Origin of the sequence: Aquidulcibacter paucihalophilus, from assembly GCA_030285985.1 — a bacterium.
GTDB lineage: Bacteria > Pseudomonadota > Alphaproteobacteria > Caulobacterales > Caulobacteraceae > Brevundimonas.
Genome location: CP127384.1, coordinates 1,903,258 through 1,926,565, shown reverse-complemented (window position 1 = coordinate 1,926,565; position 23,308 = coordinate 1,903,258). Strand labels below are relative to the sequence as shown.

At 67.9% G+C, this 23,308-nt stretch carries 28 protein-coding genes; 13 read left to right on the top strand and 15 right to left on the bottom strand.

Annotated elements, in window-relative coordinates; translation table 11 throughout:
* Positions 1–182: 182 nt before the first annotated feature.
* The 3 genes from KB221_09385 to KB221_09375 all read right to left on the bottom strand — a co-directional run bounded on the left by KB221_09385 (position 183) and on the right by KB221_09375 (position 2,770).
* A complete protein-coding gene (locus KB221_09385; protein WIY68315.1) occupies positions 183–1,031 on the bottom strand; it encodes a 3-hydroxybutyrate dehydrogenase in 849 nt (282 codons plus the stop codon).
* Between the two features lie 71 nt (positions 1,032–1,102).
* Complete coding sequence (yaaA, locus tag KB221_09380) at positions 1,103–1,870, bottom strand: peroxide stress protein YaaA (protein WIY68314.1); 768 nt, start codon at positions 1,868–1,870, stop codon at positions 1,103–1,105.
* Between the two features lie 72 nt (positions 1,871–1,942).
* Complete coding sequence (locus KB221_09375) at positions 1,943–2,770, bottom strand: NAD(P)H-hydrate dehydratase (GenBank protein WIY68313.1); 828 nt, start codon at positions 2,768–2,770, stop codon at positions 1,943–1,945.
* 120 nt (positions 2,771–2,890) lie between these two features.
* Between KB221_09375 and KB221_09370 the strand changes: the two genes are divergently transcribed.
* From KB221_09370 to KB221_09360, 3 genes are all read left to right on the top strand, one after another.
* Positions 2,891–3,229: a P-II family nitrogen regulator gene (locus KB221_09370; GenBank protein WIY68312.1), complete on the top strand. Its 339-nt coding sequence runs from the start codon at positions 2,891–2,893 to the stop codon at positions 3,227–3,229.
* A gap of 71 nt (positions 3,230–3,300) precedes the next feature.
* Positions 3,301–4,707, top strand: coding sequence for a type I glutamate--ammonia ligase (gene glnA / locus KB221_09365; GenBank protein WIY68311.1), 1,407 nt, complete (start codon positions 3,301–3,303; stop codon positions 4,705–4,707).
* A gap of 99 nt (positions 4,708–4,806) precedes the next feature.
* Positions 4,807–5,316, top strand: coding sequence for a hypothetical protein (locus tag KB221_09360; GenBank protein WIY68310.1), 510 nt, complete (start codon positions 4,807–4,809; stop codon positions 5,314–5,316).
* Between the two features lie 70 nt (positions 5,317–5,386).
* Here the strand turns inward: KB221_09360 and KB221_09355 are convergent, their stop codons facing one another.
* Genes KB221_09355 through KB221_09335 form a run of 5 tightly spaced genes read right to left on the bottom strand, consistent with a single transcriptional unit; the run spans position 5,387 to position 8,458 of the window.
* Positions 5,387–5,662 (bottom strand): hypothetical protein, encoded by a 276-nt coding sequence (locus tag KB221_09355; protein ID WIY68309.1) that lies wholly within the window; start codon positions 5,660–5,662, stop codon positions 5,387–5,389.
* A 58-nt stretch (positions 5,663–5,720) separates the two neighbouring features.
* A complete protein-coding gene (locus KB221_09350; protein ID WIY68308.1) occupies positions 5,721–6,767 on the bottom strand; it encodes a DUF4118 domain-containing protein in 1,047 nt (348 codons plus the stop codon).
* Positions 6,768–6,810: 43 nt separating this feature from the next.
* Positions 6,811–7,695, bottom strand: coding sequence for a twin-arginine translocase subunit TatC (gene tatC / locus KB221_09345; GenBank protein WIY68307.1), 885 nt, complete (start codon positions 7,693–7,695; stop codon positions 6,811–6,813).
* Positions 7,692–8,210 carry a Sec-independent protein translocase protein TatB gene (tatB, locus tag KB221_09340; protein WIY68306.1) on the bottom strand — a complete coding sequence of 173 codons (519 nt, stop codon included), beginning with the start codon at positions 8,208–8,210 and terminating at the stop codon, positions 7,692–7,694. Before tatB ends, tatC begins: the two co-directional genes overlap by 4 nt.
* A gap of 29 nt (positions 8,211–8,239) precedes the next feature.
* Positions 8,240–8,458, bottom strand: coding sequence for a twin-arginine translocase TatA/TatE family subunit (locus tag KB221_09335; GenBank protein ID WIY68305.1), 219 nt, complete (start codon positions 8,456–8,458; stop codon positions 8,240–8,242).
* A 104-nt stretch (positions 8,459–8,562) separates the two neighbouring features.
* Between KB221_09335 and rnhA the strand changes: the two genes are divergently transcribed.
* On the top strand, positions 8,563–9,006 hold the full coding sequence (gene rnhA, locus KB221_09330; protein ID WIY68304.1) for a ribonuclease HI: 444 nt from the start codon (positions 8,563–8,565) through the stop codon (positions 9,004–9,006).
* Here rnhA and KB221_09325 read toward each other — a convergent pair.
* From KB221_09325 to KB221_09315, 3 genes are all read right to left on the bottom strand, one after another.
* Complete coding sequence (locus KB221_09325; GenBank protein WIY68303.1) at positions 9,003–9,461, bottom strand: NfeD family protein; 459 nt, start codon at positions 9,459–9,461, stop codon at positions 9,003–9,005. The genes rnhA and KB221_09325 overlap by 4 nt on opposite strands.
* A gap of 3 nt (positions 9,462–9,464) precedes the next feature.
* Positions 9,465–10,475 carry an SPFH domain-containing protein gene (locus KB221_09320; GenBank protein WIY70897.1) on the bottom strand — a complete coding sequence of 337 codons (1,011 nt, stop codon included), beginning with the start codon at positions 10,473–10,475 and terminating at the stop codon, positions 9,465–9,467.
* Positions 10,476–10,575: 100 nt separating this feature from the next.
* Positions 10,576–10,986, bottom strand: coding sequence for an NUDIX hydrolase (locus KB221_09315; GenBank protein ID WIY68302.1), 411 nt, complete (start codon positions 10,984–10,986; stop codon positions 10,576–10,578).
* Between the two features lie 56 nt (positions 10,987–11,042).
* Here KB221_09315 and KB221_09310 point away from each other — a divergent pair, with 56 nt between their 5' ends.
* The 9 genes from KB221_09310 (at position 11,043) to gmk (ending at position 19,377) form a co-directional block, all read left to right on the top strand.
* A complete protein-coding gene (locus KB221_09310) occupies positions 11,043–12,449 on the top strand; it encodes an FAD-binding oxidoreductase (protein WIY68301.1) in 1,407 nt (468 codons plus the stop codon).
* Positions 12,450–12,749: 300 nt separating this feature from the next.
* Complete coding sequence (gene fabD / locus KB221_09305) at positions 12,750–13,694, top strand: ACP S-malonyltransferase (GenBank protein ID WIY68300.1); 945 nt, start codon at positions 12,750–12,752, stop codon at positions 13,692–13,694.
* 135 nt (positions 13,695–13,829) lie between these two features.
* Complete coding sequence (gene fabG, locus KB221_09300) at positions 13,830–14,570, top strand: 3-oxoacyl-[acyl-carrier-protein] reductase (GenBank protein ID WIY68299.1); 741 nt, start codon at positions 13,830–13,832, stop codon at positions 14,568–14,570.
* A 184-nt stretch (positions 14,571–14,754) separates the two neighbouring features.
* Complete coding sequence (locus KB221_09295; GenBank protein WIY68298.1) at positions 14,755–14,955, top strand: hypothetical protein; 201 nt, start codon at positions 14,755–14,757, stop codon at positions 14,953–14,955.
* 149 nt (positions 14,956–15,104) lie between these two features.
* Entirely contained in the window at positions 15,105–15,344 is a 240-nt protein-coding gene (locus KB221_09290) for an acyl carrier protein (GenBank protein WIY68297.1), read from the top strand.
* Between the two features lie 107 nt (positions 15,345–15,451).
* Positions 15,452–16,732 carry a beta-ketoacyl-ACP synthase II gene (gene fabF / locus KB221_09285; GenBank protein ID WIY68296.1) on the top strand — a complete coding sequence of 427 codons (1,281 nt, stop codon included), beginning with the start codon at positions 15,452–15,454 and terminating at the stop codon, positions 16,730–16,732.
* Positions 16,732–17,868 (top strand): endolytic transglycosylase MltG, encoded by a 1,137-nt coding sequence (mltG, locus tag KB221_09280; protein WIY68295.1) that lies wholly within the window; start codon positions 16,732–16,734, stop codon positions 17,866–17,868. Before fabF ends, mltG begins: the two co-directional genes overlap by 1 nt.
* Positions 17,865–18,746 (top strand): YicC/YloC family endoribonuclease, encoded by an 882-nt coding sequence (locus KB221_09275; GenBank protein WIY68294.1) that lies wholly within the window; start codon positions 17,865–17,867, stop codon positions 18,744–18,746. The genes mltG and KB221_09275 overlap by 4 nt, the downstream gene beginning before the upstream one ends.
* A complete protein-coding gene (gene gmk, locus KB221_09270; protein WIY68293.1) occupies positions 18,736–19,377 on the top strand; it encodes a guanylate kinase in 642 nt (213 codons plus the stop codon). The genes KB221_09275 and gmk overlap by 11 nt, the downstream gene beginning before the upstream one ends.
* Positions 19,378–19,413: 36 nt before the next feature.
* Here gmk and KB221_09265 read toward each other — a convergent pair whose 3' ends face one another.
* From KB221_09265 to KB221_09250, 4 genes are all read right to left on the bottom strand, one after another.
* On the bottom strand, positions 19,414–19,812 hold the full coding sequence (locus tag KB221_09265; protein ID WIY68292.1) for a host attachment family protein: 399 nt from the start codon (positions 19,810–19,812) through the stop codon (positions 19,414–19,416).
* Positions 19,813–19,993: 181 nt separating this feature from the next.
* Complete coding sequence (gene rsmA / locus KB221_09260; GenBank protein ID WIY68291.1) at positions 19,994–20,866, bottom strand: 16S rRNA (adenine(1518)-N(6)/adenine(1519)-N(6))-dimethyltransferase RsmA; 873 nt, start codon at positions 20,864–20,866, stop codon at positions 19,994–19,996.
* A gap of 9 nt (positions 20,867–20,875) precedes the next feature.
* Positions 20,876–21,880, bottom strand: coding sequence for a 4-hydroxythreonine-4-phosphate dehydrogenase PdxA (gene pdxA, locus KB221_09255; protein ID WIY68290.1), 1,005 nt, complete (start codon positions 21,878–21,880; stop codon positions 20,876–20,878).
* Entirely contained in the window at positions 21,880–23,217 is a 1,338-nt protein-coding gene (locus KB221_09250; GenBank protein WIY68289.1) for a peptidylprolyl isomerase, read from the bottom strand. The genes pdxA and KB221_09250 overlap by 1 nt, the downstream gene beginning before the upstream one ends.
* Between the last annotated feature and the right edge of the window lie 91 nt (positions 23,218–23,308).

Here is a 23,308-nt window from a genome sequence, read left to right as displayed (position 1 = left end):
CGCCCGGGTCCCTGCGTCATTGTGCTCGGGTGGCCAGGTTGGGGGAGCGCCGACGCCCAGGTGCCCGGCCAGGTGATCGCCGCCCATTTCCTCGGCGTCCAGGGAAGCGTGCGTCGCCGCAATCAATGACAGGGAACCGCTCGATTCCATGATCCCGGGAATTGGCATCGACTGCCCGCGGCCTAATGCGCCGTCCAGCCGCCGTCGATCGAGAAGCTGGCACCGTTGGCCGAGGCGCCCAGGTCGCTGACCAGATAGAGCATCATGCCGGTCAGTTCGTCGGTGGTGACGAACCGCTTGGTCGGCTGGGAGCCGAGGATCACGTCCTTCAGCACAGCTTCTTTTGACATGCCGCGCGTGCGGGCCTGGTCGGCGATCTGCTTTTCAACGATCGGCGTCTCGACGAAGCCGGGGCAGATTGCGTTGCAGGTGATGTTGTCCTGCGCGACTTCCAGCGCCACCGTCTTGGTGAAGCCGAGGACGCCGTGTTTGGCCGCGACATAGGCGGACTTGAACGGGCTGGCGACCAGGCCGTGGGCCGAGGCGACGTTGATGATCCGCCCGCGGCCCTGGGCCTTCATGATCGGAATGGCCGCGCGCGTCGCGTAGAAGGTCGAGGACAGGTTGATGGCGATGATCTGTTCCCACTTGTCGGACGGGAATTTCTCGACCGCCTCGACATGCTGGATGCCGGCATTGTTGATCAGGATGTCGACCCGGCCCAGCTGGTGCTTGCCATAGGCCACCATGTCGGCGACCTCGTCGCCGCGCAGCATATTGGCCGCGTGATAGCGCACCTGCACGCCGCAGCTGGCCTCCAGCTCCGACCGGGTGCGTTCGATCTCTGACGGGTCACCGAGGCCGTTCAGCACCACATCGCCGCCGCGCGAGGCGATGGCGCGGGCGAAGGCGAGACCGATGCCGGAGGTCGAGCCCGAGATCACCGCCACCTGACCCTTCAGGTCGCCGATGTCGCGGAAGGGCTCGTTCGCCGTCTCAGCGCCGTCACCGCGTTTGGGCCATTGGAACATGGGGTCTCGTCCGTCCGTCAGTCTTGTGTCGCCAGCCTAGCCGTTCGCGTTTGCGAAGGCGACAGCCGGGATTAATTTCCCGACCTGATGAATATCCACTCTGTCTCGCTCGAGGCCGCCTTGTCAAAGCGATAGCCGTCGCGATCGAACGCCTTGAGGTCCTCGGCCTTCTCGATCCGCTCGTCGATGGCGAACCGCGTCATGCCGCCGCGCGCCTTCTTGGCGAAGAAGGAGATGATCCGGCTCTCGCCATCCTTCGACTCGCGGAACTGCGGCGTGACCACCGGCAGTTTCAGCGCCCGGGCGTCGACGGCGCCGAAATATTCCTGGCTCGCCAGGTTCACCAGCACCCGCCGGCCCTGACCTTCGGCGTCGGCGTTCAGCTGTTTCGCGATCCGGTCGCCCCAGAAATCATACAGGCTGGACCCGCGCCGGGTCTTCAGCCGCGTCCCCATCTCGAGCCGATAGGGCTGGATCCGGTCCAGCGGCCGCAGCAGGCCGTACAGGCCCGACAGGATCCGCACATGGTCCTGGGCGAAGGCCAGACCGGCCGCATCCAGCTCCCGCGCCTTCAGTCCCTCATAGACGTCGCCCGCAAAGGCGAAGGCCGCCTGCACCCCGTCGGTCGAGTCGGGGTCGAAGGCCTGGAACCGCTCCCGGTTCAGCCGCGCCAGATCGTCGGACAGGCTCATCAGCTGGCGCAGTTCGGCCAACGTGCGGCCGCGCGCGGTCCTGGCGAGCGAGCCGGTATCCTCAAGGAAGCGGCGCTCGCTGGCGGGCAGGCCGGGATCGGCTTCGGTGAAATCCAGCCGCTTGGCCGGGGACAGGACGATCAACAAGGCAGGGCTCCGGCGACGTTGCGTCGGAATAGGCCGCTTCGGTGACGAATTGAACCGGGCGGGGCGTCGCGCTCAGACAGCCTGTGAATAAAGCGCCGCCAGCACCGCCGGGATCCGGTCCGGCAGGTCTTCGGCGATCAGCCCGGGTCCGAACCCTCGCGCGGCCTCGGCGTGTATCCAGACGGCCGCCCGGGCGGCGTCGAAACTGTCCATCCGCTGGGCCATCAGCCCGGCGATCATGCCCGCCAGCACATCGCCACTGCCCGCCGTCGCCAGCCAGGGTGTCCCGTTATCGTTGATGGCCAGCCGTCCGTCCGGCGCCGCGATCACCGTCGCGGCCCCCTTGAGCACCACGACCGCACCGGCCCGCGTCGCCGCCTCGACCGCCGCCGCCTCACGCCCCTGTTCCAGCAGGCCGGGAAACAGTCGCCGGAACTCGCCCTCATGCGGCGTCAGCACGTCATCCCGATCCAGCACCTCGAACAGATCGTCGGGCCAGCCCTCGAACACCGTCAGACCGTCCGCGTCCACGACCAGCGCCGCGCCCGTCTCTGCCAGGGCACGCACATTGGCCCGGGTGGCGTCATTGACCCCGGCCGCAGGCCCGATGACGACGGCGTCCAGGTTCGCGGCGGCCTCGGCCAGGACCTCATCGGAGCCGAAGGGGGTCAGCATGATGGCCTCGATCGCCGGGGCGATGACGGCGACCGCATCCGGCGGGCACAGGATACGCACCAGGCCGGCGCCGATCCGCAGGCCGGCCCGCGCGGCCAGTCGCGCCGCCCCGGTCTGGCTGGCCTTGCCGGACACCACCCCCAGCCGCCCCCGCGCGTGTTTGTGGGCATCCACCCCCGGCCAGGGCAGGGCTCCACGCCAGTCTGGAAGGGCAGGGTGGGTCATCCTGACTTGCGTCCGTTCACGGATGGCGACTCCGGACGAAAAACACTTGCCTTATTGTGCAATGCAATGTCCCCTTGCGGTCCAAGTGTGCGGCACGAAATAGCCCGCCTGGGATCGCCGATGAAAAAGATCGAAGCCGTCATCAAGCCTTTCAAGCTGGATGAAGTAAAAGAAGCGCTCCAGGACGCGGGCGTGCAAGGCATGACCGTGCTGGAGGCCAAGGGATATGGTCGCCAGAAGGGGCATTCCGAACTCTACCGCGGCGCAGAATACGTCATCGACTTCCTGCCCAAGATCAAGATCGAGGTCGTGGTTCCCGACGACATGGTCGATTCAGTCGTGGACGCCATCCAGGCCGCTGCCCGCACCGGCAAGATCGGCGACGGCAAGATATTCATTTCCGACGTTCTCAACGTCATCCGCATCCGCACCGGTGAATCCGGCGCGCAAGCCGTATAACCCTCCCATCCGGCCGTTCCGAAAGGGACGGCCGTTTTTCTTCCTCCCCCGCCAGACAGGATCCACAAGACATGAGCGCCGGAAAGATTCTCAAGGAGATCAAGGAGAAGGACGTGAAATACGTCGATCTCCGTTTCACCGACACCAAGGGTCGGATGCAGCACGTCACCTTCGATATCGACCTGGTCGATGAAGAGTTCCTCGAAGAGGGCACGATGTTCGACGGCTCCTCGATCGCCGGCTGGAAGGCGATCAACGAGTCCGACATGCTGCTCAAGCCGGACCTGAACGGCTACTGGATCGATCCGTTCTACCAGCAGACGACGATGTTCCTGTTCTGCGACGTGCTGAACCCCGACACCGGCGAGCCCTACAACCGCGACAGCCGCTCGATGGCCAAGAAGGCCCTGGCCTATGTCCAGTCCTCGGGCGTGGGCGACACCGTCTTCTTCGGCCCGGAAGCCGAGTTCTTCATCTTCGACGACGTCCGCTGGTCCACGGCCCCTCATGACACGGGCTACACCTACGATTCGATCGAACTGCCGGCCAATACGGGCGCGGAGTATTCCGAAGGCAATATGGGCCATCGCCCGACGCACAAGGGCGGCTATTTCCCGGTCAACCCGACCGACAGCGCCCAGGACCTGCGCGGCGAAATGCTGGGCGTCATGCGCGACCTCGGCATGCAGCCCGAGAAGCACCACCACGAGGTCGCCCCGGCCCAGCACGAACTGGGCCTCAAGTTCAGCGACCTGCTGACCATGGCCGACCGCCTGCAGCTCTACAAATACGTCATCCACAACGTCGCCGCCGCCTACGGCAAGTCGGCCACCTTCATGGCCAAGCCGACCTTCGGCGACAACGGCTCGGGCATGCACGTGCACCAGTCGATCTGGCGTGACGGCAAGCCGCTGTTCGCGGGCGACAAATACGCCGGCCTCTCGGACCTTTGCCTCTGGTACATCGGCGGCATCATCAAACACGCCAAGGCCATCAACGCCTTCGCCAACTCGACGACCAACTCCTACAAGCGCCTGGTGCCCGGCTACGAAGCCCCGGTGAAACTGGCCTATTCGTCGCGCAACCGTTCGGCCTCGATCCGTATTCCGTGGGTCAACTCGCCCAAGGCCAAGCGCATCGAAGCCCGTTTCCCCGATCCGATGGGCAACCCCTATCTGACCTTCGTGGCCCTGCTGATGGCGGGCCTGGACGGCATCGAGAACCGCATCGATCCGGGCGCGCCCGCCGACAAGAACCTCTACGACCTGCCGCCGGAAGAGCGCGGCTCGATCCCCGAGGTCTGCGGCTCGCTGAAGGAAGCGCTCGACAACCTCGACCAGGACCGCGCCTTCCTCAAGAAGGGCGGCGTCATGGATGACGACTTCATCGACAGCTACATCGAGCTGAAGATGGAAGAGGTGATGCGCCTGCAACTGCACCCGCACCCCGTCGAATTCGACATGTACTACAGCTGCTGATCGACAAGACGTTCTGCTGATCGACTAAGGGGGCCGGTTGGGCGACCAACCGGCCCCCTTTTGCTTCTCAAAGCTTGGCGCTGGCTTTGAGGACGAGCAATGGACGTTGCGAACCTGCCCCGGCGCGATGGCGTAACCTGCCCGGTGCGATTGAGGCCGGTTGCGGTCGGTGCCGCCTGCCTTGCCCTGACTCTGGGCTGGAACCTCCTGTTCGCTAGCTGGCTGGGACGGGCGGCATTGTCTCAAGCTGCCGAACGTGTGTTCTCATTCGAACCGCAAGTCGCGGATTGGGTCATCAGCGGCGTCCTGACGCCGTTGTCCGAAACCGTGGTCATGGCGCTGATATGGATTGTGCTCACCAAGACGTTCGCCCGGAATCCGGAGAACCCGCGAGCCGGTTTGGCCTATGTGACCATTGTCGCCGTGCTCGCTTTCGTGGCCCACGGCGGAACCCCGCTGGCGCTCAGTCGCGGAGTCGCATTCGCCCTGCTCGGGCTCCTTTTTCTGCGAGCCCGGACCGACGGCGGCCTTCGTCGGGCATGGAGCGAGACGGCGACTGCACACATTGTGTGGAACGTGGCCGGCCTCGCCCTGTTGGAGATGTTCTGACGTCGCGCTCTGAACCAGCGTCGGTGGGCGCTGGATGCCAGCAGCTCCCGCGCGTTGGCCGTTCGCGCGACTAGCGGTTGGTGGTCTCGACCTCGATGCCGTCGCGGCCGGCGCGGACCGTGGTGCTGTCGTCGGTGCGATCGGTTTCTATGACCACCGGCGGGGAAGGGACGGGGACTTCGCGTTCGATGACCACGGGGGCGGCCGGGACCTCGCGCTCGATGATGGTGGTCGTATCGGTGTCGCGCGCGGCGTCCGTATCGTTGGCGGCCGGGGTGCAGGCGGCGGCGCCGAGGGCGACAACGGCGAAGGCGGCGGCCGTGGTGAGCGTGTGGCGGATGGTCATGGACGGACTCCTGGATGGGAACCCGGTGCTAACGGCCCCGCTCGGGGGTTGTTCCGGTTTAGTGGAGGCTGACCGCGACAGGGTTCCAGCGCTCCACCGGCTGGATTTCGGCCGGGAAGGTGATCCGCACGCCGCCCCCGCCGCCACCCGGGGCACCGCGGGTGATCAGCAGTCGTCCACCCAGTTGTTCGGTGATCGCCTCGAACAGGGGGATATCGTCGGGGGCGGGGCCCTGGCCCTCGGTCACCGCCAGGTCCAGGAACCGGTCCCGTCCGTCGTCGTCCAGGGTGACGGCGAGGGCCACGGCGGCGCCTTGGGCTTTCAGGGTGTTCAGATATTCCAGCAGGACCAGACCCAGCGAGGTTGCCTGCTCCAGCGGGATGTCGCGCGCGCCGCCTGAGATGCTCACGCGATCGGACGGCACGCCCCCGCGGGCCGCGGCGGCCTCGACCAGTTTGCGCGCGAAGGCCTCGAATGGAATGCGGCGGTCTGTGCCGCCCGTGAACGCCCTGTGGGCGCGCGAGATGACCATTGTGCGTGAGGCGGCGTTGGTCAGAACCTGCGAAGCCAACGGATCGGCCTCCTCACGCGCCCGCAGCTGCAGGATGGCGGAGATCAGCTGCAGATGATCGGTCGTGCGCTGGGCGTGGTCGCGAAACAGTTCGGCCTGGCCCATGGCGAGGGCTTCGACCTGCGCATGTTTGGTGGTCAGGGTGTTGAGCCGCGCGCGGATGGTGCTGAGCACGTGAATCAGCAGCAGGGACGAGACGAGGAAGAAGCCCAGGGCGACCATGGCCCGCCCGTCGGTCGGGAAGGAGAAGGGCTTTGGTCCCATGAAGTTATAAACGATCACGGTCGAAAGGCCGGCCGCCATGAGCCCGGGCCGCGCGCCCAGCCAGTAGGCGGACAGGATCACGCCCGGATAGAAGCAGGTGTAGCCATAGCCGCTGGCGAGATAGGGCGAGACGAGCAGCCGCACCCAGAGCGAGATGAGCACCAGACCTGCCGCGGCCCAGTACCGTGCGCCGGGAATCCGCTTCAGCCGCGCGATCAGGACGGCGGCGCGGCCGGTCGGCGGCATCAGGACAGTGTCGGGCGCAACCATGTCGTCTTCCTTAGCACAATCGGGTGCAAGGCGTCGCCAGCGCTCAGGTCAGCCCCTCGGCCGCATCCGCCTTCTTCCGGCGGAACTCGATCAGCCGGACGCACCAGATCGAGATCTCGTAGAGCAGCACCAGCGGCACGGCGAGCATGATCTGGCTGATCGGATCGGGCGGGGTCACGACGGCGGCGACCACCACGACGGCCATGATGGCGTAGCGGCGGCCCTCGGCCATGACCTTTGAGGAAATGATCCCGGCGAGTCCCAGCAGGGTCATCACCACCGGCAGCTGGAAGCACAGGCCGAAGGCCAGCAGCAGGGCGGTGACCAGGTTCAGATAGTCCGACACCTTGGGCAGCAGGGCCGCCGAGACGCCGCCGCCGGTGATCTGCTGGCTCAGAGAGAACCACATGACGAACGGCAGCATGACGAAATAGACAAGGGCCGCGCCCAGCATGAACAACAGGGGGGCCGCGACCAGGAAGGGCAGGAAAGCACCCTTCTCATTGCGGTACAGGCCGGGGGCCACAAAACGATACAGCTGCCAGGCCAGCACCGGGAAGGCCACGACGATGGCTCCGAAGCCCGCCAGCTTCATCTTGGTGAAGAGGATTTCCAGCGGTGCCGTATAGATCAGATTGACCGTCTGGCCGTCGACGCCGGGCAGGGGCTTCAGCCCCGCGGTGCCCAGGATCAGGTCCAGCGGCGATACATGGCCGTGCGGCCCGACCGACTGGTGGAAGGCCGCCGCCGCCGCGAACGGCTTGACCAGGAAGATGTACAGCGGTTCGGCGAAATAGAAGCAGCCGATGAAGCCGACGACAAAGGCGATCACGCAGATCACCAGCCGCCCGCGCAGTTCGATCAGATGATCCATCAGGGGCGCGCGCGACGCCTCGATCTCATCCTCGTCGGTGTCGAGCCGGCTCACAGGTCCACCTTCTTCGCACGGATGGGCCGGGACTTGCCGCTGGCGGTCTTGATGGAGGCCACCGGCGCGGCGGCCTTGGTCGGCGCCGTGCGGGGCTTGGCGGCGGCTTTCGCTTTCGCCTTCGGTGCCTGCGCCGGTTCGGCCTCAAGCGGCGTCATGACCGGCGGGCTGTCGGGCCATTCGTCGGGCGCGGCCAGCATGACCGGCTCGTCGAGCGGGCGGTTCAGATCATCGCGGATTTCCCGGAAGGCGGCGTCGGCCTCGGCACCCAGCGGGACCAGGCCCTGGCCGGTCCGCAGCGCCTGGACCTCCTTGCGCAGCTCGTCCAGCTCGGACTGGCGCGCCATCTCGTCGAAGCTCGAGCGGAACTCATTGGCCATGGCGCGGGCGCGGGCCATCACCTTGCCGATCTTGCGCATCAGCAACGGCAAATCCTTTGGCCCCACCACAAGCAGGGCCACGATGCCGATCACGAGGATTTCAAAGCCGCCGATACCGGGGCCGAGGCCACCCATCCGTCAGGTCTCCGACGTCAGTGAGGGGGTTACGACTTCAGGTCTTCTTTTTCGGCGTCGGTGCGGGGCAAGGCACCCGCGCGCTCGTCCGAAGGCTTGTCCGAATCGGTGTCCTTCAGGCCTTCGCGGAAAGCCTTGATGCCCTTGGCCGCGTCGCCCATCAGGCCCGACAGCTTGCCGCGCCCGCCGAACAACAGCAGGGCGACGATCGCGACGATGGCCCAGTGCCAGATGCCGAAAGTACCCACGAACCGTCTCCTCGTTCGGGCCGATGCGCGGCCCGTTCAAACACTTGAGCCGCATATAGGCGCTTCAGTGGCGCGACGCCAAGCGAACCTGTTAGGAGGCGCGAATGAGTCACGTGATCATCCACACCGACGGCGCCTGCAAGGGCAACCCCGGCCCCGGCGGCTGGGGCGCGATCCTGCAGACCGGCGGCGGTCACGAGAAGGAGTTGTGGGGCGGAGAGCCGCTGACCACCAACAACCGCATGGAGCTGATGGGCGCGATCAGCGCGCTGGAGGCTCTGACCCGCCCCTGTCGCGTCGATCTGCACACCGACAGCCGCTACGTCATGGACGGCATCACCAAATGGATCGGGCCGTGGAAGGCGCGCGGCTGGAAGACGGCCGAGAAGAAGCCGGTCAAGAATGAGGACCTGTGGAAACGCCTCGACGCCGCCCGTACCCGCCACGAGGTGAAGTGGCACTGGGTCAAGGGCCACGCCGGCCATGAGCTGAACGAACGCGCCGACGGTCTCGCCAACCGCGGGATCGAGGATATGCGGGCCGGTTAGGCCGGCCGCACCTTCAGCTTCGGCCCGTCCATTCCCTCGACGATGACGCTCTCGCCGGCCAGAGGGGCGGCACCCTCGATCTCGGCGACCCATTCGGCCCCGGAAACGAACACCCGGCCGCGGCCGTCCACGAAGCCTTGGACCACCTGGGCCCGCTGGCCGATCAGACGCGCGTCGCGGGCGTTGATGTCCGGACTGTCTGAAGGATTGACCCTCTGGATCAGCCGGCGTGACAGCAGGGTCGCGGCCACGGTCAGGGCGGCGAACAGCGCCATTTCGCCGAGGAAGTTGAGCGGCAGGCCGAGGGCGGTGACCACCGCCACGACCCCCGCCGACACCGCCGGCCACAGCAGCCATTCGGTCGAGAAGGCGGCTTCCACCGCCAGCAGCAGCACGCCCAGAGCCAGCCAGATCCAGAACGGCTGGGCCGCGTGCAGGTCAGTCAGCGCTTCCATGGATCAGGTCCTCGGAACGGAGGGGCGGGGCGGGCGCGGCGGCGTGGCGCGAGCGGGCGCGGGCGGCGCCGGCGGGGCGTCGCGGCGCACGTCGCTGCGGCCCTGCTGCTGTTCCTTGGCCAGACCCACCAGTTCGCCCAGGCCGGCGATGGTGCCGACCAGGCCGGACATCTCGGCCGGGACGATGACCGTCTTGGCCGTGGGATTGCGCGCCAGTTCGGCGAAGGCCTCGACATATTTCTGGGCCACGAAGTAGTTGATCGCATTGACGTCGCCGGCCGCGATGGCCTGGGACACCATGGCGGTCGCCTTGGCCTCGGCCTCGGCTTCGCGTTCGCGGGCCTCGGCGTCGCGGAAGGCGGCTTCGCGGCGGCCCTCGGCCTCCAGAATGGCGGCCTGTTTGGCGCCCTCGGCGCGGGCGATGGCGGCCTGTTTCTCGCCGTCGGCCTCGGTGATGACGGCGCGGCGTTCGCGCTCGGCCTTCATCTGGCGGGCCATCGCATTGGTGATGTCGGCCGGCGGGGTCAGGTCCTTGATCTCGATCCGGTTGACCTTGACGCCCCACGGCTCGGTCGCCGCATCGATCACGGTCAGCAGGCGCGAGTTGATCGAGTCGCGCTGGAACAGCACCTCGTCCAGCTCCATCGAGCCGACCACGGTTCGCAGATTGGTCGAGCAAAGCTGGGTGATGGCGTAGGGCAGGTTCTCGATCCGGTAGGCGGCGGCCGAGGCCTCCATCACCTGGATGAAGACGATGGCGTCCACCTTCACCATGGCATTGTCCTTGGTGATGACCTCCTGCTGGGGCACGTCGAGGACCTGCTCCATCATGTTCATGCGACGGCCGATACGCTCGACGAACGGCGTCAGGATGCTGATGCCGGGCGCGAGGGTCCGGGTGTATTTGCCGAACCGTTCGACGGTCATCTCGCGGCCCTGGGGCACGATCTTGACCACGCTGAACAGCAGCACGAAGGCCAGCACGACCAGTGCGACGGTGAATAGAAGCGACATGTCCATGATATCTCCCTGTCGCGTGCAGGTTAGCACCCTGTGGCCGCCACGCCACAGAAACCGGCTGCGGCATAGATGACATCCGCGTAATCCGGGTCGTTCAGCGCGCGGCGGCGGCCATCCGGATGATCCGCCGCGTCTCGGACCAGTCGATCAGGGCCTCGATCTCATCCAGCGCCACGAACCGCGCGTCCGCGGCATCGTCGCCGGCCACCGGCTCACCCGAGAGCCAGCGCGCGGCATAGTCGATCAGCACATAGTGCCGTCCCGCCTCGGGGAAGAGCCCGTCGACCACGTCGATCAGCCCCGTGATCTCCGCCTCGACCCCGGTCTCCTCGCGCAGTTCCCGCAGGGCCGCGTCCACGGCCCGTTCGCCGGGCTCGATGCGCCCGCCCGGCAGGCTCCATTCACCCTGCCGCGGCGGCGTCCCGCGCCGGATCAGCAGCACCGAATCGCCGCGCAGACAGACGACGCCGACAGCGGGGACGGGAGCGGGCAGGGGGATGGACATGCGCCAACCCTGACACGGCCCTTTCGCCGAGCCCACGACTTTGAGACAAGGGCGGCATGACCGTCCCGTTGCCCGCCGCCCTCGTTGCCCTGAAATCGGCCCTCGGCGAGGGCGGCTGGACCGAGGATCCGGCCGAGATCGCGCCGTGGCTGACCGAGTGGCGTAATCGCTGGCACGGCCATTCGCCGCTGATGCTGACGCCGCGTTCGACCGCCCAGGTCGCCGCCGCCATCCGCGTCTGCGCGGAGCACCGCATCGCCATTGTCCCCCAGGGCGGCGATACCGGCCTCGTCGGCGGCCAGATTCCCTTTGGCGAGGTCCTGCTCTCGACCCGCAAGCTGCGCGCCGTGCGGGATGTCACGCCGCTGGACGACGCCATGATCGTGGAGGCGGGGATCACCCTGCTGGAAGCCCAGCAGGCCGCCGCCGCCGCCGACCGCCTGTTCCCGCTCAGCCTCGCGGCAGAGGGCACGGCCACCATCGGCGGGGTCATCTCGACCAATGCCGGCGGCACCGCCGTGCTCCGCTACGGCATGATGCGCGATCTGGTGCTGGGCATCGAGGCGGTCATGCCCGACGGCGAGGTCTTCAACGGCCTCAAACGGCTCCGCAAGGACAACACCGGCTATGACCTGAAACAGCTGCTGATCGGGGCCGAGGGCACGCTCGGCGTGGTCACCGCCGCGACGCTGAAACTGTTCCCCGTCATGCGCAGCCGGGCCACGGCCATGGTCGGGCTCGACGCGCCCGCTGCCGCCATCGAACTGCTGGCCCGCGCCAAGGCCGAGACCGGCGGCGGAGTCGAGGCCTTCGAGCTGATGAAGCGGATCGGCATGGGTTTCGTCCTCGCCAATGTGCCTGACACGCGCGAGCCGCTGGACTCGACGCCGCCCTGGTACGTTCTGATCGAACTGGTCTCGGGCGAGCCCGGCGCGGCCGACGCGGCCATGGAGCGGCTGCTGACCCATGCCTTCGAGACCGGCCTGATCAACGACGCCGCCATCGCCCAGAACGACGCCCAGCGCGCCGCCTTCTGGAAGGTCCGCGAGGAACAGTCCGGGGCCCAGAAGCCGGAGGGCGGCGGCTGGAAACACGATGTCTCCGTCCCGCTCTCCCGCATCGCCGAATTCCTCGACGAGGCCACCGCCGCCGTCGAGCGCTTCCACCCCGGAGCCCGGGTCAGCGCCTTCGGCCACGTCGGCGACGGCAACCTCCACTATGACGTCCTGTGCCCGCCGGGCGGCGACCTGAAGGCATTTCTTGCCCGCTGGGAGGAAGGCTCGCAGATCGTCCACGACATCGTCGCCCGCTACGACGGATCCATCTCGGCCGAACACGGCCTCGGCCGGCTCAAGACGGAAGAGGCCCGGCGCTACAAGTCGCCGTTGGAAATCCGGACCATGCAGGCGGTCCGAGCCGCGATCGACCCGCACCGGATCATGAACCCGGCGGTGTTGTTCTGATCGGGTCGTAGTGGGCTTCCGAGGTTGCGGGCTTGCCCCGGGGCGAGGCCGTTTCATCACAACGAACACAACGAAGAGACACGACGGGAGCCAGCCTGGTTCCTTCGTCGCGGGCCCTTGCCCGCAATCGGGATCTTTTGCGCCTCCCTGACGGGAGACGCGGGCCCACTGGCACCGTCGTGTTCGTTGTGAGTCCGTTGTGGCCGTTGTGATGAACCCTGTGCGGTTTCCAGCGATCTTGCCCCTGCGGCCTGATCGTCCTACCCCTCCGGCTCGATTCAACACCGCCGGAGACCCGACATGACCCTCGCCCTGCTGTTCCCCGGACAAGGCAGCCAGTCGGTCGGCATGGGGGTGGCGCTGGCCGACGCCTTCGCCTCGGCGCGTGAGGTCTACGCCGAGATCGACGAGGCCCTGGGCCAGAAGCTGTCGGTCCTGATGCGTGAGGGCCCCGAGGACCAGCTGACCCTGACCGAGAACGCCCAGCCGGCCCTGATGGCCGTCTCGCTGGCCGCCGCTCGCGTGCTCAAGGTCGAGTTCGGCGTCGACGTCAGCCGCGCCGGCTTCGTCGCCGGCCATTCGCTCGGCGAATATTCGGCCCTCTGTGCCGCCGGTTCGATCACCCTCGCCGACACCGCCCGCCTGCTGAAACTGCGCGGTCAGGCCATGCAGCGCGCTGTGCCCGTCGGCAAGGGCGCCATGGCTTCGCTGATCGGGCCGAAGACCGACCTGGCCCTCGCCGAGGCTGCCGCTGCCGCGGGCTCCGAGGTCGGCGTCTGCGTCGTCGCCAATGACAACAACGCCGGCAATATCGTCATCTCGGGCGACAAGGCCGCCGTCGACCGCGCCATCGAAAAGGCCAAGGAGCTGGGCGCGCGCGCCATTCCGCTGAACGTCTCCGCGCCCTTCCACTGCCCGCTGATGCAGCCCGCCGCCGATGAGATGGCCACGGCCCTCGCCTCCGCGACCATCGTCGCCCCCTCGGTCGCCGTGGTCGCCAATGTCACCGCCCGCCCCGAGCGCGACCCCGAGGTCCTGCGCCGCCTGCTGGTCGAACAGGTCACCGGCCGTGTCCGCTGGCGCGAGAGCATGGAGTGGATGGCCGGGGAGGGCGGGGTGACCCGCTTCGCCGAGATCGGCTCGGGCAAGGTGCTGGCCGGCATGGCGAAGCGAATCGCGCCGGATGCCGAGAGCCTGTCGCTGAACACGCCCGAAGACCTGGAAGCGTTCGCGAAGTCGTTTTGAGGTGATTGGTGGTTGGTGACTGGTGACGGGCCGGTTTGGGGCGCCGCCCGTGATCTCTGATCACCAGCCTTTCCGCGCAAATCACCAGCCACCAACCACCAATCACCCTCCATTCTTCCGACACGGAGCCCGCCAATGTTCAATCTCACAGGCAAGACCGCCCTCGTGACCGGAGCCACCGGCGGCATCGGCGGGGCCATCGCCCGGGCCCTGCACGCACAGGGCGCGACCGTCGTGCTGTCCGGCACCCGCGAGGCCGTGCTGCAGGATCTGGCTAAGGAACTCGGCGAGCGCGCTTTCGCCGCCGCCGCAAACCTGTCCGACGCAGAATCGGTCGACGGCCTGCTGGCCCGGGCCGAGGAAGCCGCGGGCGCCCCTCTCGACATCCTCGTCGCCAACGCCGGGATCACAAAGGACGGCCTTCTGATGCGGATGAAGGACGAGGACTTCCAGGATGTGATCCGGGTCAATCTCGAGAGCTATTTCCGCCTGTCGCGCGCCGCGATGAAGGGGATGATGAAACGCCGTTCGGGCCGCATCATCGGCATCACCTCGGTGGTCGGAGTCACCGGCAACCCCGGCCAGACCAACTACGCCGCCTCCAAGGCCGGCATGATCGGTTTCTCCAAGTCGCTGGCGCAGGAAGTCGGCTCGCGCGGCATCACGGTCAACTGCATCGCGCCCGGCTTCATCGCCTCGCCCATGACCGACGTCCTGAACGACACCCAGCGCGAGACCATTCTGAAGAACATCCCCGCCGGCCGCCTCGGTACGGGCGACGAGATCGCCGCCGCTGCCGTCTATCTGTCCTCGGACGAAGCCGCCTATGTCACGGGGCAGACCCTGCACGTGAACGGCGGCATGGCGATGATCTGATCTCTTTCGTCATCCTCCGGCAAGGCGCGCAGCGCCGCAGACCGGGGGACCCAGCGGCGCGCGCGAGCGCGAAGCTGTCGCGAACCGGAACGTCAGACGTTGTACGTGAACAGATCGCCTTCGGCGCCGCTGGGTCCCCCGGTCTCGCTGCGCTCGCCGGAGGATGACGAAAGGACCAGAACACATGAAATTTCTCCGCATCCTCGCCACCATCCTCAGCGGCCCCATGCTGCTGATCGGCATCATCTGGGTTCTGCAGGGGCTGAACATCCTGCCGGGCAGCTTCATGACCGGCCAGATCATCTGGGCCATCTACGGCGCGCCTCTGGCGCTGGTGGGTGCCGGGCTGGTCTGGTGGGTGAACCGGAGCGTTCAAACCCGGTAACGGGCTATTTTCCGCCCGCGCCGCCGTGCTAAAGCCTCGGCAACCGGTTGTCGTGAGTCTTCGTTCAAGGCTTGCGTCGCCGTCGCCGTCGTCATACGGCAGGATTTGAGACAACAGCCGCTGCGGCGGCCCTGAAAGCAGAGACACCCATGTCCGACACCCTGGAACGCGTCCGCAAGATCGTCATCGACCACCTGGACGCCGATCCGGAAAAGGTCGTTGAAAAGGCCAGCTTCATCGACGACCTGGGCGCTGACTCGCTCGACAACGTCGAACTGGTCATGGCCTTCGAGGAAGAATTCGACATCGAAATCCCGGACGACGCCGCCGAACACATCCAGACGGTCGGCGACGCCGTGAAGTTCATCGACGAGAAGCTGGCCGGCTGATCGCCGCCCTTTTCGAACGGCTTTGATGGCCGCCGTGGCGCGCCCCTAGCGGGGCCGCCCGGCGGCCATTACTGTTTGTGGTCTGGATTCTGTAACGAGGAGCGCTCATGCGCCGCGTCGTCGTCACCGGCCTCGGTCTGCTCACCCCGCTCGGATGGGGCGTGGAGCATAACTGGAAGGGCATCCTCGAAGGTCGCTCTGGCATCGGCCCGATCACCAATTTCGACACCGAAGGCTATGGCTGCACCATCGCGGGCGAGATCCCGTCGGTCGATGGCCGCGGCGGCGGTGCCCCCGGCCAGCCGGGCGTGTTCGACCACGAAAAGGTCATGTCTCCCAAGGACCGCAAGCGGGTCGACGACTTCATCGTCTACGCCATCGCCGCCGCCGACGAGGCCCTGGCCGACGCCGGCTGGAAGCCCGAGACCGAGGAACAGCGCGAGCGCACCGGCGTCATGGTCGGCTCCGGCATCGGGGGCCTCGGCCCCATCGCCGACACCGCCATCATCCTGAAGGAGCAGGGCCCGCGCCGGGTCAGCCCCTTCTTCATCCCCTCCGCCCTGATCAATCTGACCTCGGGCCAGATCTCGATCCGCCACGGCCTCAAGGGCCCGAATCACTCGGTCGTCACCGCCTGCGCCACCGGGGCCCACGCCATTGGCGACGCGGCGCGGATGATCATGCTGGACGACGCCGACGTCATGGTCGCGGGCGGGGCGGAAAGCTCCATCGTCCCCATCGGCATCGCCGGCTTCCTCGCCTGCAAGGCCCTGTGCACCGCCTATAACGATACGCCCGAAAAGGCCTCGCGGCCCTGGGACAATGACCACTCCGGCTTCGTCATGGGCGAGGGCGCCGGCATTGTGGTGCTGGAAGAGTACGAGCACGCCAAGGCACGCGGCGCGACCATCTATGCCGAGGTCGTCGGCTACGGCATGAGCGGCGACGCCTATCACATCACGGCCCCGGCCGAGGACGGCGACGGCGGCTATCGCGCCATGCAGATGGCGGTGAAACGCGCCGGCATCACCGCCGCCGACATCGACTACGTCAACGCCCACGGCACCTCGACCATGGCGGACTGGATCGAGGCCGGTGCCATCGAGAAGCTGATGGGCGAGCACGCGCCCAACGTCGCCCTGTCCTCAACCAAGTCGATGACAGGCCACCTGCTCGGCGCCGCCGGGGCCATCGAGGCCATCTTCTGCATCCTGGCCATCCGTGACCAGATCGCCCCGCCGACCATCAACCTCGACAATCCCGAGCGCGAGACGGCCCTGAACATGGTGCGCGGCAAGGGCCAGCCGATGGAGATCGACGTGGCCATGTCGAATAGCTTCGGCTTCGGCGGCACCAACGCCTCGGTCATCTTCCGGAAGGTCGGCTGATGTCGGTGGAGCGTCGTTCCGGCCGCAAGACGGCGTTTCTGGCCGCCACGGCCACCTTCAGCACCTTCCTGATCATCGCCCTCGTCGCGGCCTGGAGCGTCTTCTACGCCCCCGGACCGGCCGCCCGCGAGGGTGAGTCGACCGTCGTCAGCCTGCCCAGCGGCGCCGGCGTCAGCGCCATCGCGGCCACACTCAAGTCCGCGGGCGTGATCCGCTCGACCGACATGTTCAAGGCCGCCGCCACCCTGACCGGCGCCGACCGCAAGCTGCGCGCCGGCGAATATGAGGTGCCGAGCAAGGCCTCGCTGCGCTCCGTCCTTGTCCTGCTGGTCGAGGGCCGGGTGGTCCGCCACTATGTCACCCTGCCCGAAGGCTGGTCCTCGGCCCAGGCGGTCGAGATCCTCAACAAACAGGCGATTCTGACCGGAACGATCAACGCCATCCCGGCGGAGGCCAGCCTCTGGCCCGACACGTATGAGATCAGCCGCGGCGAGACCCGCGCCTCGGTCATTGGCCGCATGCGCCGCGCCCGTGACGAGAACCTCGCCCGCCTCTGGGCCGCGCGCGGCCCCGCCACCGTGGTCCGCACGCCGGAGGAGGCGATGATCCTTGCCTCCATCGTCGAGAAGGAGACCGGCGTGGCCGCCGAACGCCCGCGTGTCGCCGCCGTCTTCACCAACCGGCTGCGGTCCGGCATGCGGCTGGAGAGCGACCCGACGATCGAATACGGCATCACCAAGGGCGTGCCGCTGCGCCGGGGCCTGAGACGGTCCGAACTCGACCGGCCCAATCCGTGGAACACCTACCAGATCGACGGCCTGCCTCCGACGGCCATTTCCAACCCGGGCCGGGACGCCGTCGCCGCCGTGCTCAATCCACCCTCGACCAGCGACCTGTTCTTCGTCGCCGACGGCTCGGGCGGCCACGCCTTCGCCCGGACCTATGACGAGCACCTCGCCAATGTCGCCCGCTGGCGCGAGGTCGAGCGCCGCCGGGCGGGGCTGCCGCCTGCCGCGCCCGAGGCCCCGACCCTGACGCCGGTCCCGGAAGTTCCCCCGGCCAACCCGACGTCCGGCATGGCTGTTCCCCCCGGCGCACGCGTGATCCGCATTCCGGCCCCGGCACCCGCCCAATGACCGCCATCTCCGGCATGACCGGCTTCGGCCGGGCCGATGGCACACAGGGCGACTGGACCTGGTCGGTCGAGGCTCGTTCGGTCAACGGCCGCAATCTGGAGGTCCGCTTCCGCGGCCCGCCCGGCTTCGACAGCCTCGAGCGCCAGGCCAAGACGGCCGCCCAGGCCCGTTTGAGCCGAGGTCAGATCACGCTGGGAATCCAGGCCAAACGCGAGGTCGGCGTCGCCTCGCTGAAGGTCAATCAGGACGTCCTCGCCCGCTATCTGACCCTCGCCAACCAGCTGGCGGAGGAGGGGGCCACGCCGCCGTCCGCCGACGGCCTGCTGTCCCTGCGCGGCGTGCTGGAAGCGCCGGAGGAAGTCGACGACCCCGAGGCCCGCGCCGTGGTCGAGGCCGCCATGGCCGCCTCGATCGATCAGGCGCTCGACGCCCTCAAGGTCTCCCGCGATCGGGAAGGCTCCCAGCTCCTGCCGGTGATCACCGACTTCATCGATCGCATCGCCGCCCTGACGGCCCAGGCCGAGACCGAAGCAGCCGCCCAGACCGCCGCCATTCGCGAGCGTTTCAGCCGGCGCATGACCGAGCTGGCCCCCGACGCGCCGGGCCTTGAGGACCGCATCTTCCTTGAGGCCGCCTCGCTGGCCACAAAGGCCGATGTCCGCGAGGAGCTGGACCGGCTGGCCGCCCACGTCGCCTCGGCCCGCACCCTGTTGCAGCAACCCCCCGCCGGTCGGAAACTCGACTTCCTGATGCAGGAATTCATGAGGGAGGCGAATACCCTCTGCTCGAAATCGGCTACGACCGCGCTCACCGGAATCGGCCTGGAGCTGAAGGCCGTGATCGAACAGCTGCGCGAACAGGTCCAGAATGTTGAATGAACGCCATCCCCGCCGCGGCGTCCTGCTGATCGTCGCCAGCCCCTCGGGCGCCGGCAAGACCAGCCTGTGCCGCCGCCTGATGGCCGATCACGGCGGGCTCGAGCTGTCCATCTCCATGACCACCCGCGGCATCCGCCCCGGCGAGGTCGCCGACCGCGACTATCATTTCGTCGATGATGCCGAGTTCCAGCGGCTGATCGACGCCGACGCCTTCCTCGAATGGGCCGACGTCCACGGCGCCCGCTACGGCAGCCCGCGCGGGCCCATCGATCGCGCCCTGTCCGAGGGCCGCGACGTCCTGTTCGATATTGACTGGCAGGGTGCCCGCGATATCGCGGAAAAATGCCCCGAGGACGCCGTCCGGGTCTTCATCCTGCCGCCGAGCCTGGAAGAGCTCCGCCGCCGCCTCGTCACCCGCTCCCAGGACGCCGCCGACGTCATCGAGCGCCGCATCCGCAACGCCAAGGGCGAGATCGAGCACTGCGGCCAGTTCGACTACGTCTTCGTCAACGACGACTTTGACCGCAGCTATGCCGAACTGGCCCACATCTATCACGCCGAGCGGTCGAAGCGGTTCCGCAACATCTGGATCGAGGCCTACAAGGGTGCCCTGCTGAACGAGGCGGTCTGACGCCGTCCGCCTCCCCGCAGGGAGGCGGGGACTGGATCAGGCCTTGTCGATCGCCGCAGCGATCTGCGCCGGGGTATGTCCGGTCAGGTCCTTGGAAATCTCTCCGACAAGCCGCGCTGTCGTCTCCTTGTGCCAACCCTTGCGCAGCTGGCCCAGGGTCTTGGGCGCCGCGATGACCAGCAGGTGTTCAACCTTGTGGCTCAGCACCATCCTGTTCAGCACCTCGGCCACGCCCATGGCGAAACCGTCCTCGGCCTGGGTGTCATTGTCGGGGTTGGCCTCGCTGGAGCCGCGGCCCGCGGTGCCCGAGGCGCGCTCTGCGATATCCGGTGTCGGCTGGGGCGTGAGCTCGACCGACTGATGCCCCGTGTTGTGGAACAGCGCCAGTTTCTCGCCATCGACCACGGCCACGAGTGTACCTGCGGAAATTATCATCTGGTGGTCTCCGATTGTGTGGGGGCCTGGATAACGTCCCGCAGCCGGCGCGGTTGCCGGTCGCATGACGGGGCCATGTCCCCTGTGAAGACGGACACCCTGGGCTGCCCGGGCCGCCCTTGCCTTGATTGAAAACAAGGCCGGTCGCTTCAGCCCGGCCGACACGCAGGCTGAAAGCCGCTCAGCCCCGCTTGCGACGCATCATCGTTGCCCCGCCGTCGCCGGGCGTGGCCGGCTGCGCCTCACCCGTGACGGCTCGCGCCAGCCGCAGGAAGCCGGCCAGATCGATGACCTCGGCCCGGTCCTCCGGGCTCAGGCCCGCGGCTTCGCACAGCTCGGCCCCGCCCAGCGGTTTCAGGCTGGAGCGCAGCATCTTTCGCCGCTGACCGAACGCCGCGGCCGTCACCCGCTCCAGTGCGGCCAGCAGCGCCCGTTCGGGTCGCTCGGCGCGGGGGATCAGATGCACGACGGCACTGGCGACCTTGGGCGGCGGGGTGAAGGCCGCGGCCGGCAGGTGCATGACCAGTTTCGCCTCGCAGACCGCCTGGGCGATCACCGCCAGCCGGCCATAGGCGTCGTCTCCGGGAGCGGCGGTGATCCGCTCGGCGACTTCCTTCTGGAACATCAGGGTCAGGGCGTGGGGCGTCCACGGCCCGGTCAGCCATTTGATCAGCAGCGGCGTGCCGACGTTGTAGGGCAGGTTGGAGACGACATGGGCCGGCCCATCGACCAGCGCCGCCTCGTGGACCTTGAGGGCATCCGCCTCGACCACGGTCAGCCGGCCGGTGCCGTCGTCGAGTTCGGCCAGAAGCGGCAGGAACCGGGGGTCCTTCTCGACCAGTACGACCTTGCCGGCATCGCTCTCCAGCAGGGCACGGGTCAGGCCGCCGGGACCGGGGCCGACCTCGATCACGGCCCGACCGTCGAACGGCCCGGCCAGACGCACGATCTTTCGGGTCACATTCAGGTCGAGCAGGAAATGCTGGCCGAAACTCTTTTTCGCCAGCAGGCCGTGGGCGTCGAGCGTTTCGCGGAGGGAGGGGAGGTCGGTCACAGCCGGTGCTTAGCCCGCCGCGCGCGCCGCCGCCATCGTTCCCGCCAGACGGATCGCCGCGATCAGGCTGTCGGCCCGCGCCACGCCCTTGCCGGCGATGTCGAAACCGGTGCCATGGTCAGGCGAGGTGCGGATCACTGGCAGGCCGAGGGTCGTGTTCACCCCGCCCCAGAAGTCCAGCGTCTTGACCGGGATCAGGGCCTGGTCGTGGTACAGGCAGAGGACGGCGTCATAGGTCGCGCGGGCGTCGTCGTGGAACAGGGTGTCGGCGGGCCGGGGGTCGCTGATGGCGATGCCTTCCGCGCGAAGGCTCACGGCGGCGGGGATCAGCACCTCGATCTCCTCCAGCCCGATCGAACCGCTCTCGCCGGCGTGAGGGTTGAGCGCTGCCAGCGCCAGCCTTGGCGCGGCGATGCCGAAGTCCCGCTTCATGGCTTCATGCACGACGCGGGCGGTGCGGCAGACCCGTTCGGCCGTGACCAGTTCCGGAACCTCGGCCAGCGGGGCGTGGATGGTCACCAGACAGGCGCGCAGGTCTTTGGCCGTCAGCATCATCACCGGCCCGCGCGTACCGGCGAACGGGACGTCGGCGGTCAGTTCGGCGATGAACTCGGTATGGCCGGGGAAGCGGAAGCCCGCGGCGTAGAGCGGGGCCTTGGCGATGGGGGCGGTGACGACGCCCGAGGCTTCGCCGGAGAGGGCCAGATTGACAGCCTGTTCGATCCAGTCGGCCACGGCCCCGGCGTTGGCCGGCTCGGGACGACCCGGCGTGACGGGCGCGGGCAGGGGATGGTCCAGCACAGGAATGGCCCGGCCAAAGACGTCGACGGCGTCAGCGACGGTCAGAACCGCTTCCACGGGCAGGCCCTGCAGCCGCAGCAGGGCGGCGTCGCCGATCACGACGAAGGCCGGCCCGTCTGTCCTGAGCGCCGCCCAGGCCGCAGCAATGATCTCCGGCCCCACGCCCGCCGGTTCGCCCATGGACAGGGCCAGCGGCGCGGTGCCGGGGGTCATTACTTGTACTCGATGAGCGCGTCCTCGCGCAGGTCGCGCATATAGCGGCGGCCGAGGGTGGCGAGGTTCTGGCGGAACAGGGTGTTCTCGACTTCCTGCGGATTGGGGGCTTCGGTGCCGCCGACGCGACGGCCGCAGACGCCCAGCAGGTGGACGCCGAGCGGGGTGCGCACGGGCGTGCTGACCGAACCGACTTCCGCGGACCGGGCGACCTGCTGGAACTGCGGGGCCAGGTTCTGGACATCGGCTTCACCCAGATCGGCACCGAGCAGCCCCGTCTCGGAGGTGGCGCGGGCCAGCATGGTGTCGCAGGTCAGTTGCGGACGCAGGGCTTCGAGCCGCGTCGTCGCCGCCGCCACTTCCGCTTCGCTGGCCGTATCCGGCAGTTCGATCATCACCTGTTTGATCGTTACGAGGCTGGCCGATGCGCCGTCCCGTTTGTCGCGCATGTAGACGATATAGACGCCGCCATCGACGGGGATGGGCCGCGAGAGCTGGCCGACCTGAAGCTGGTCCAGCGCCTGTTGCAGGGCCGGCTGCATGGTGCCTTCGACAACCCAGCCGGCGTCGCCGCCACGGGTTGCGGAGGGGGCCGCCGAGAACTGCTGGGCCACGGCCTGGAACGGCGCGCCCTGGACCATCTGCTGCACCAGCTGATTCGCGCCGTTCAGCGCGGCCTGCTGGCCGCCGACCCGGGCGGACTCGATGTAGATTTCGCCGATCAGATACTGCTTCTTCGACGCGGCTTCCGACACCTGACGCAGGGCGGCGGCCACGGCGGAGCGGCTGACGCGGGCGCGGCTCTGGAACCGGCCGCCGACCAGTTGCGACCAGCCGATCTGGGTCCGCAGCTGCTCGCGCAGGGTGCTCGGACGGATGCCGCCCTGGGTGAGGAAGTCCACATAGGCCTGGGGCGAGGCACCCACTTCCTGGGCCATGGCCGTGATTTCCTGCTCCACCTGTTCGTCGGAGACGACCAGATCCTCGAAGCTCCTGAGCTCCTGCGTCTGCAGACGCTCGTCGATCAGGGCGTTCAGGGCCTGCTGCTGGATGGCCGGAATGTTCTCGGGCGTCGGCTGCACCTGGGTCATGGCGATCAGCAACAGCATGCGCTGGCGCAGGTCGAACCCGGTGATGACGCTGTCATTGACCGTGGCCAGGATGCCGTCCGACATCTGGAAGGCCGGCGCGGCGGGTGGCGCGACCGGCGCGGCCTCGGCCGCGGGATTCAGATTGCCGGCGGCGGCAGGCTGCGCCGGAGGCGCGGTCTGGGCCATGGCCGAACCGGCCAGGAGGGCGGCGATCGCCACGCCCGTCATGTAACGCTGCAAACCCATGTCAGTCCTGGTTCCTCAAGCGGCGCTGGTCCGGTTTTCGTCCCGGATTTGCGAACCGCGCGCCCCCGGGCCGCGCGGCCGTCAGCGCCCG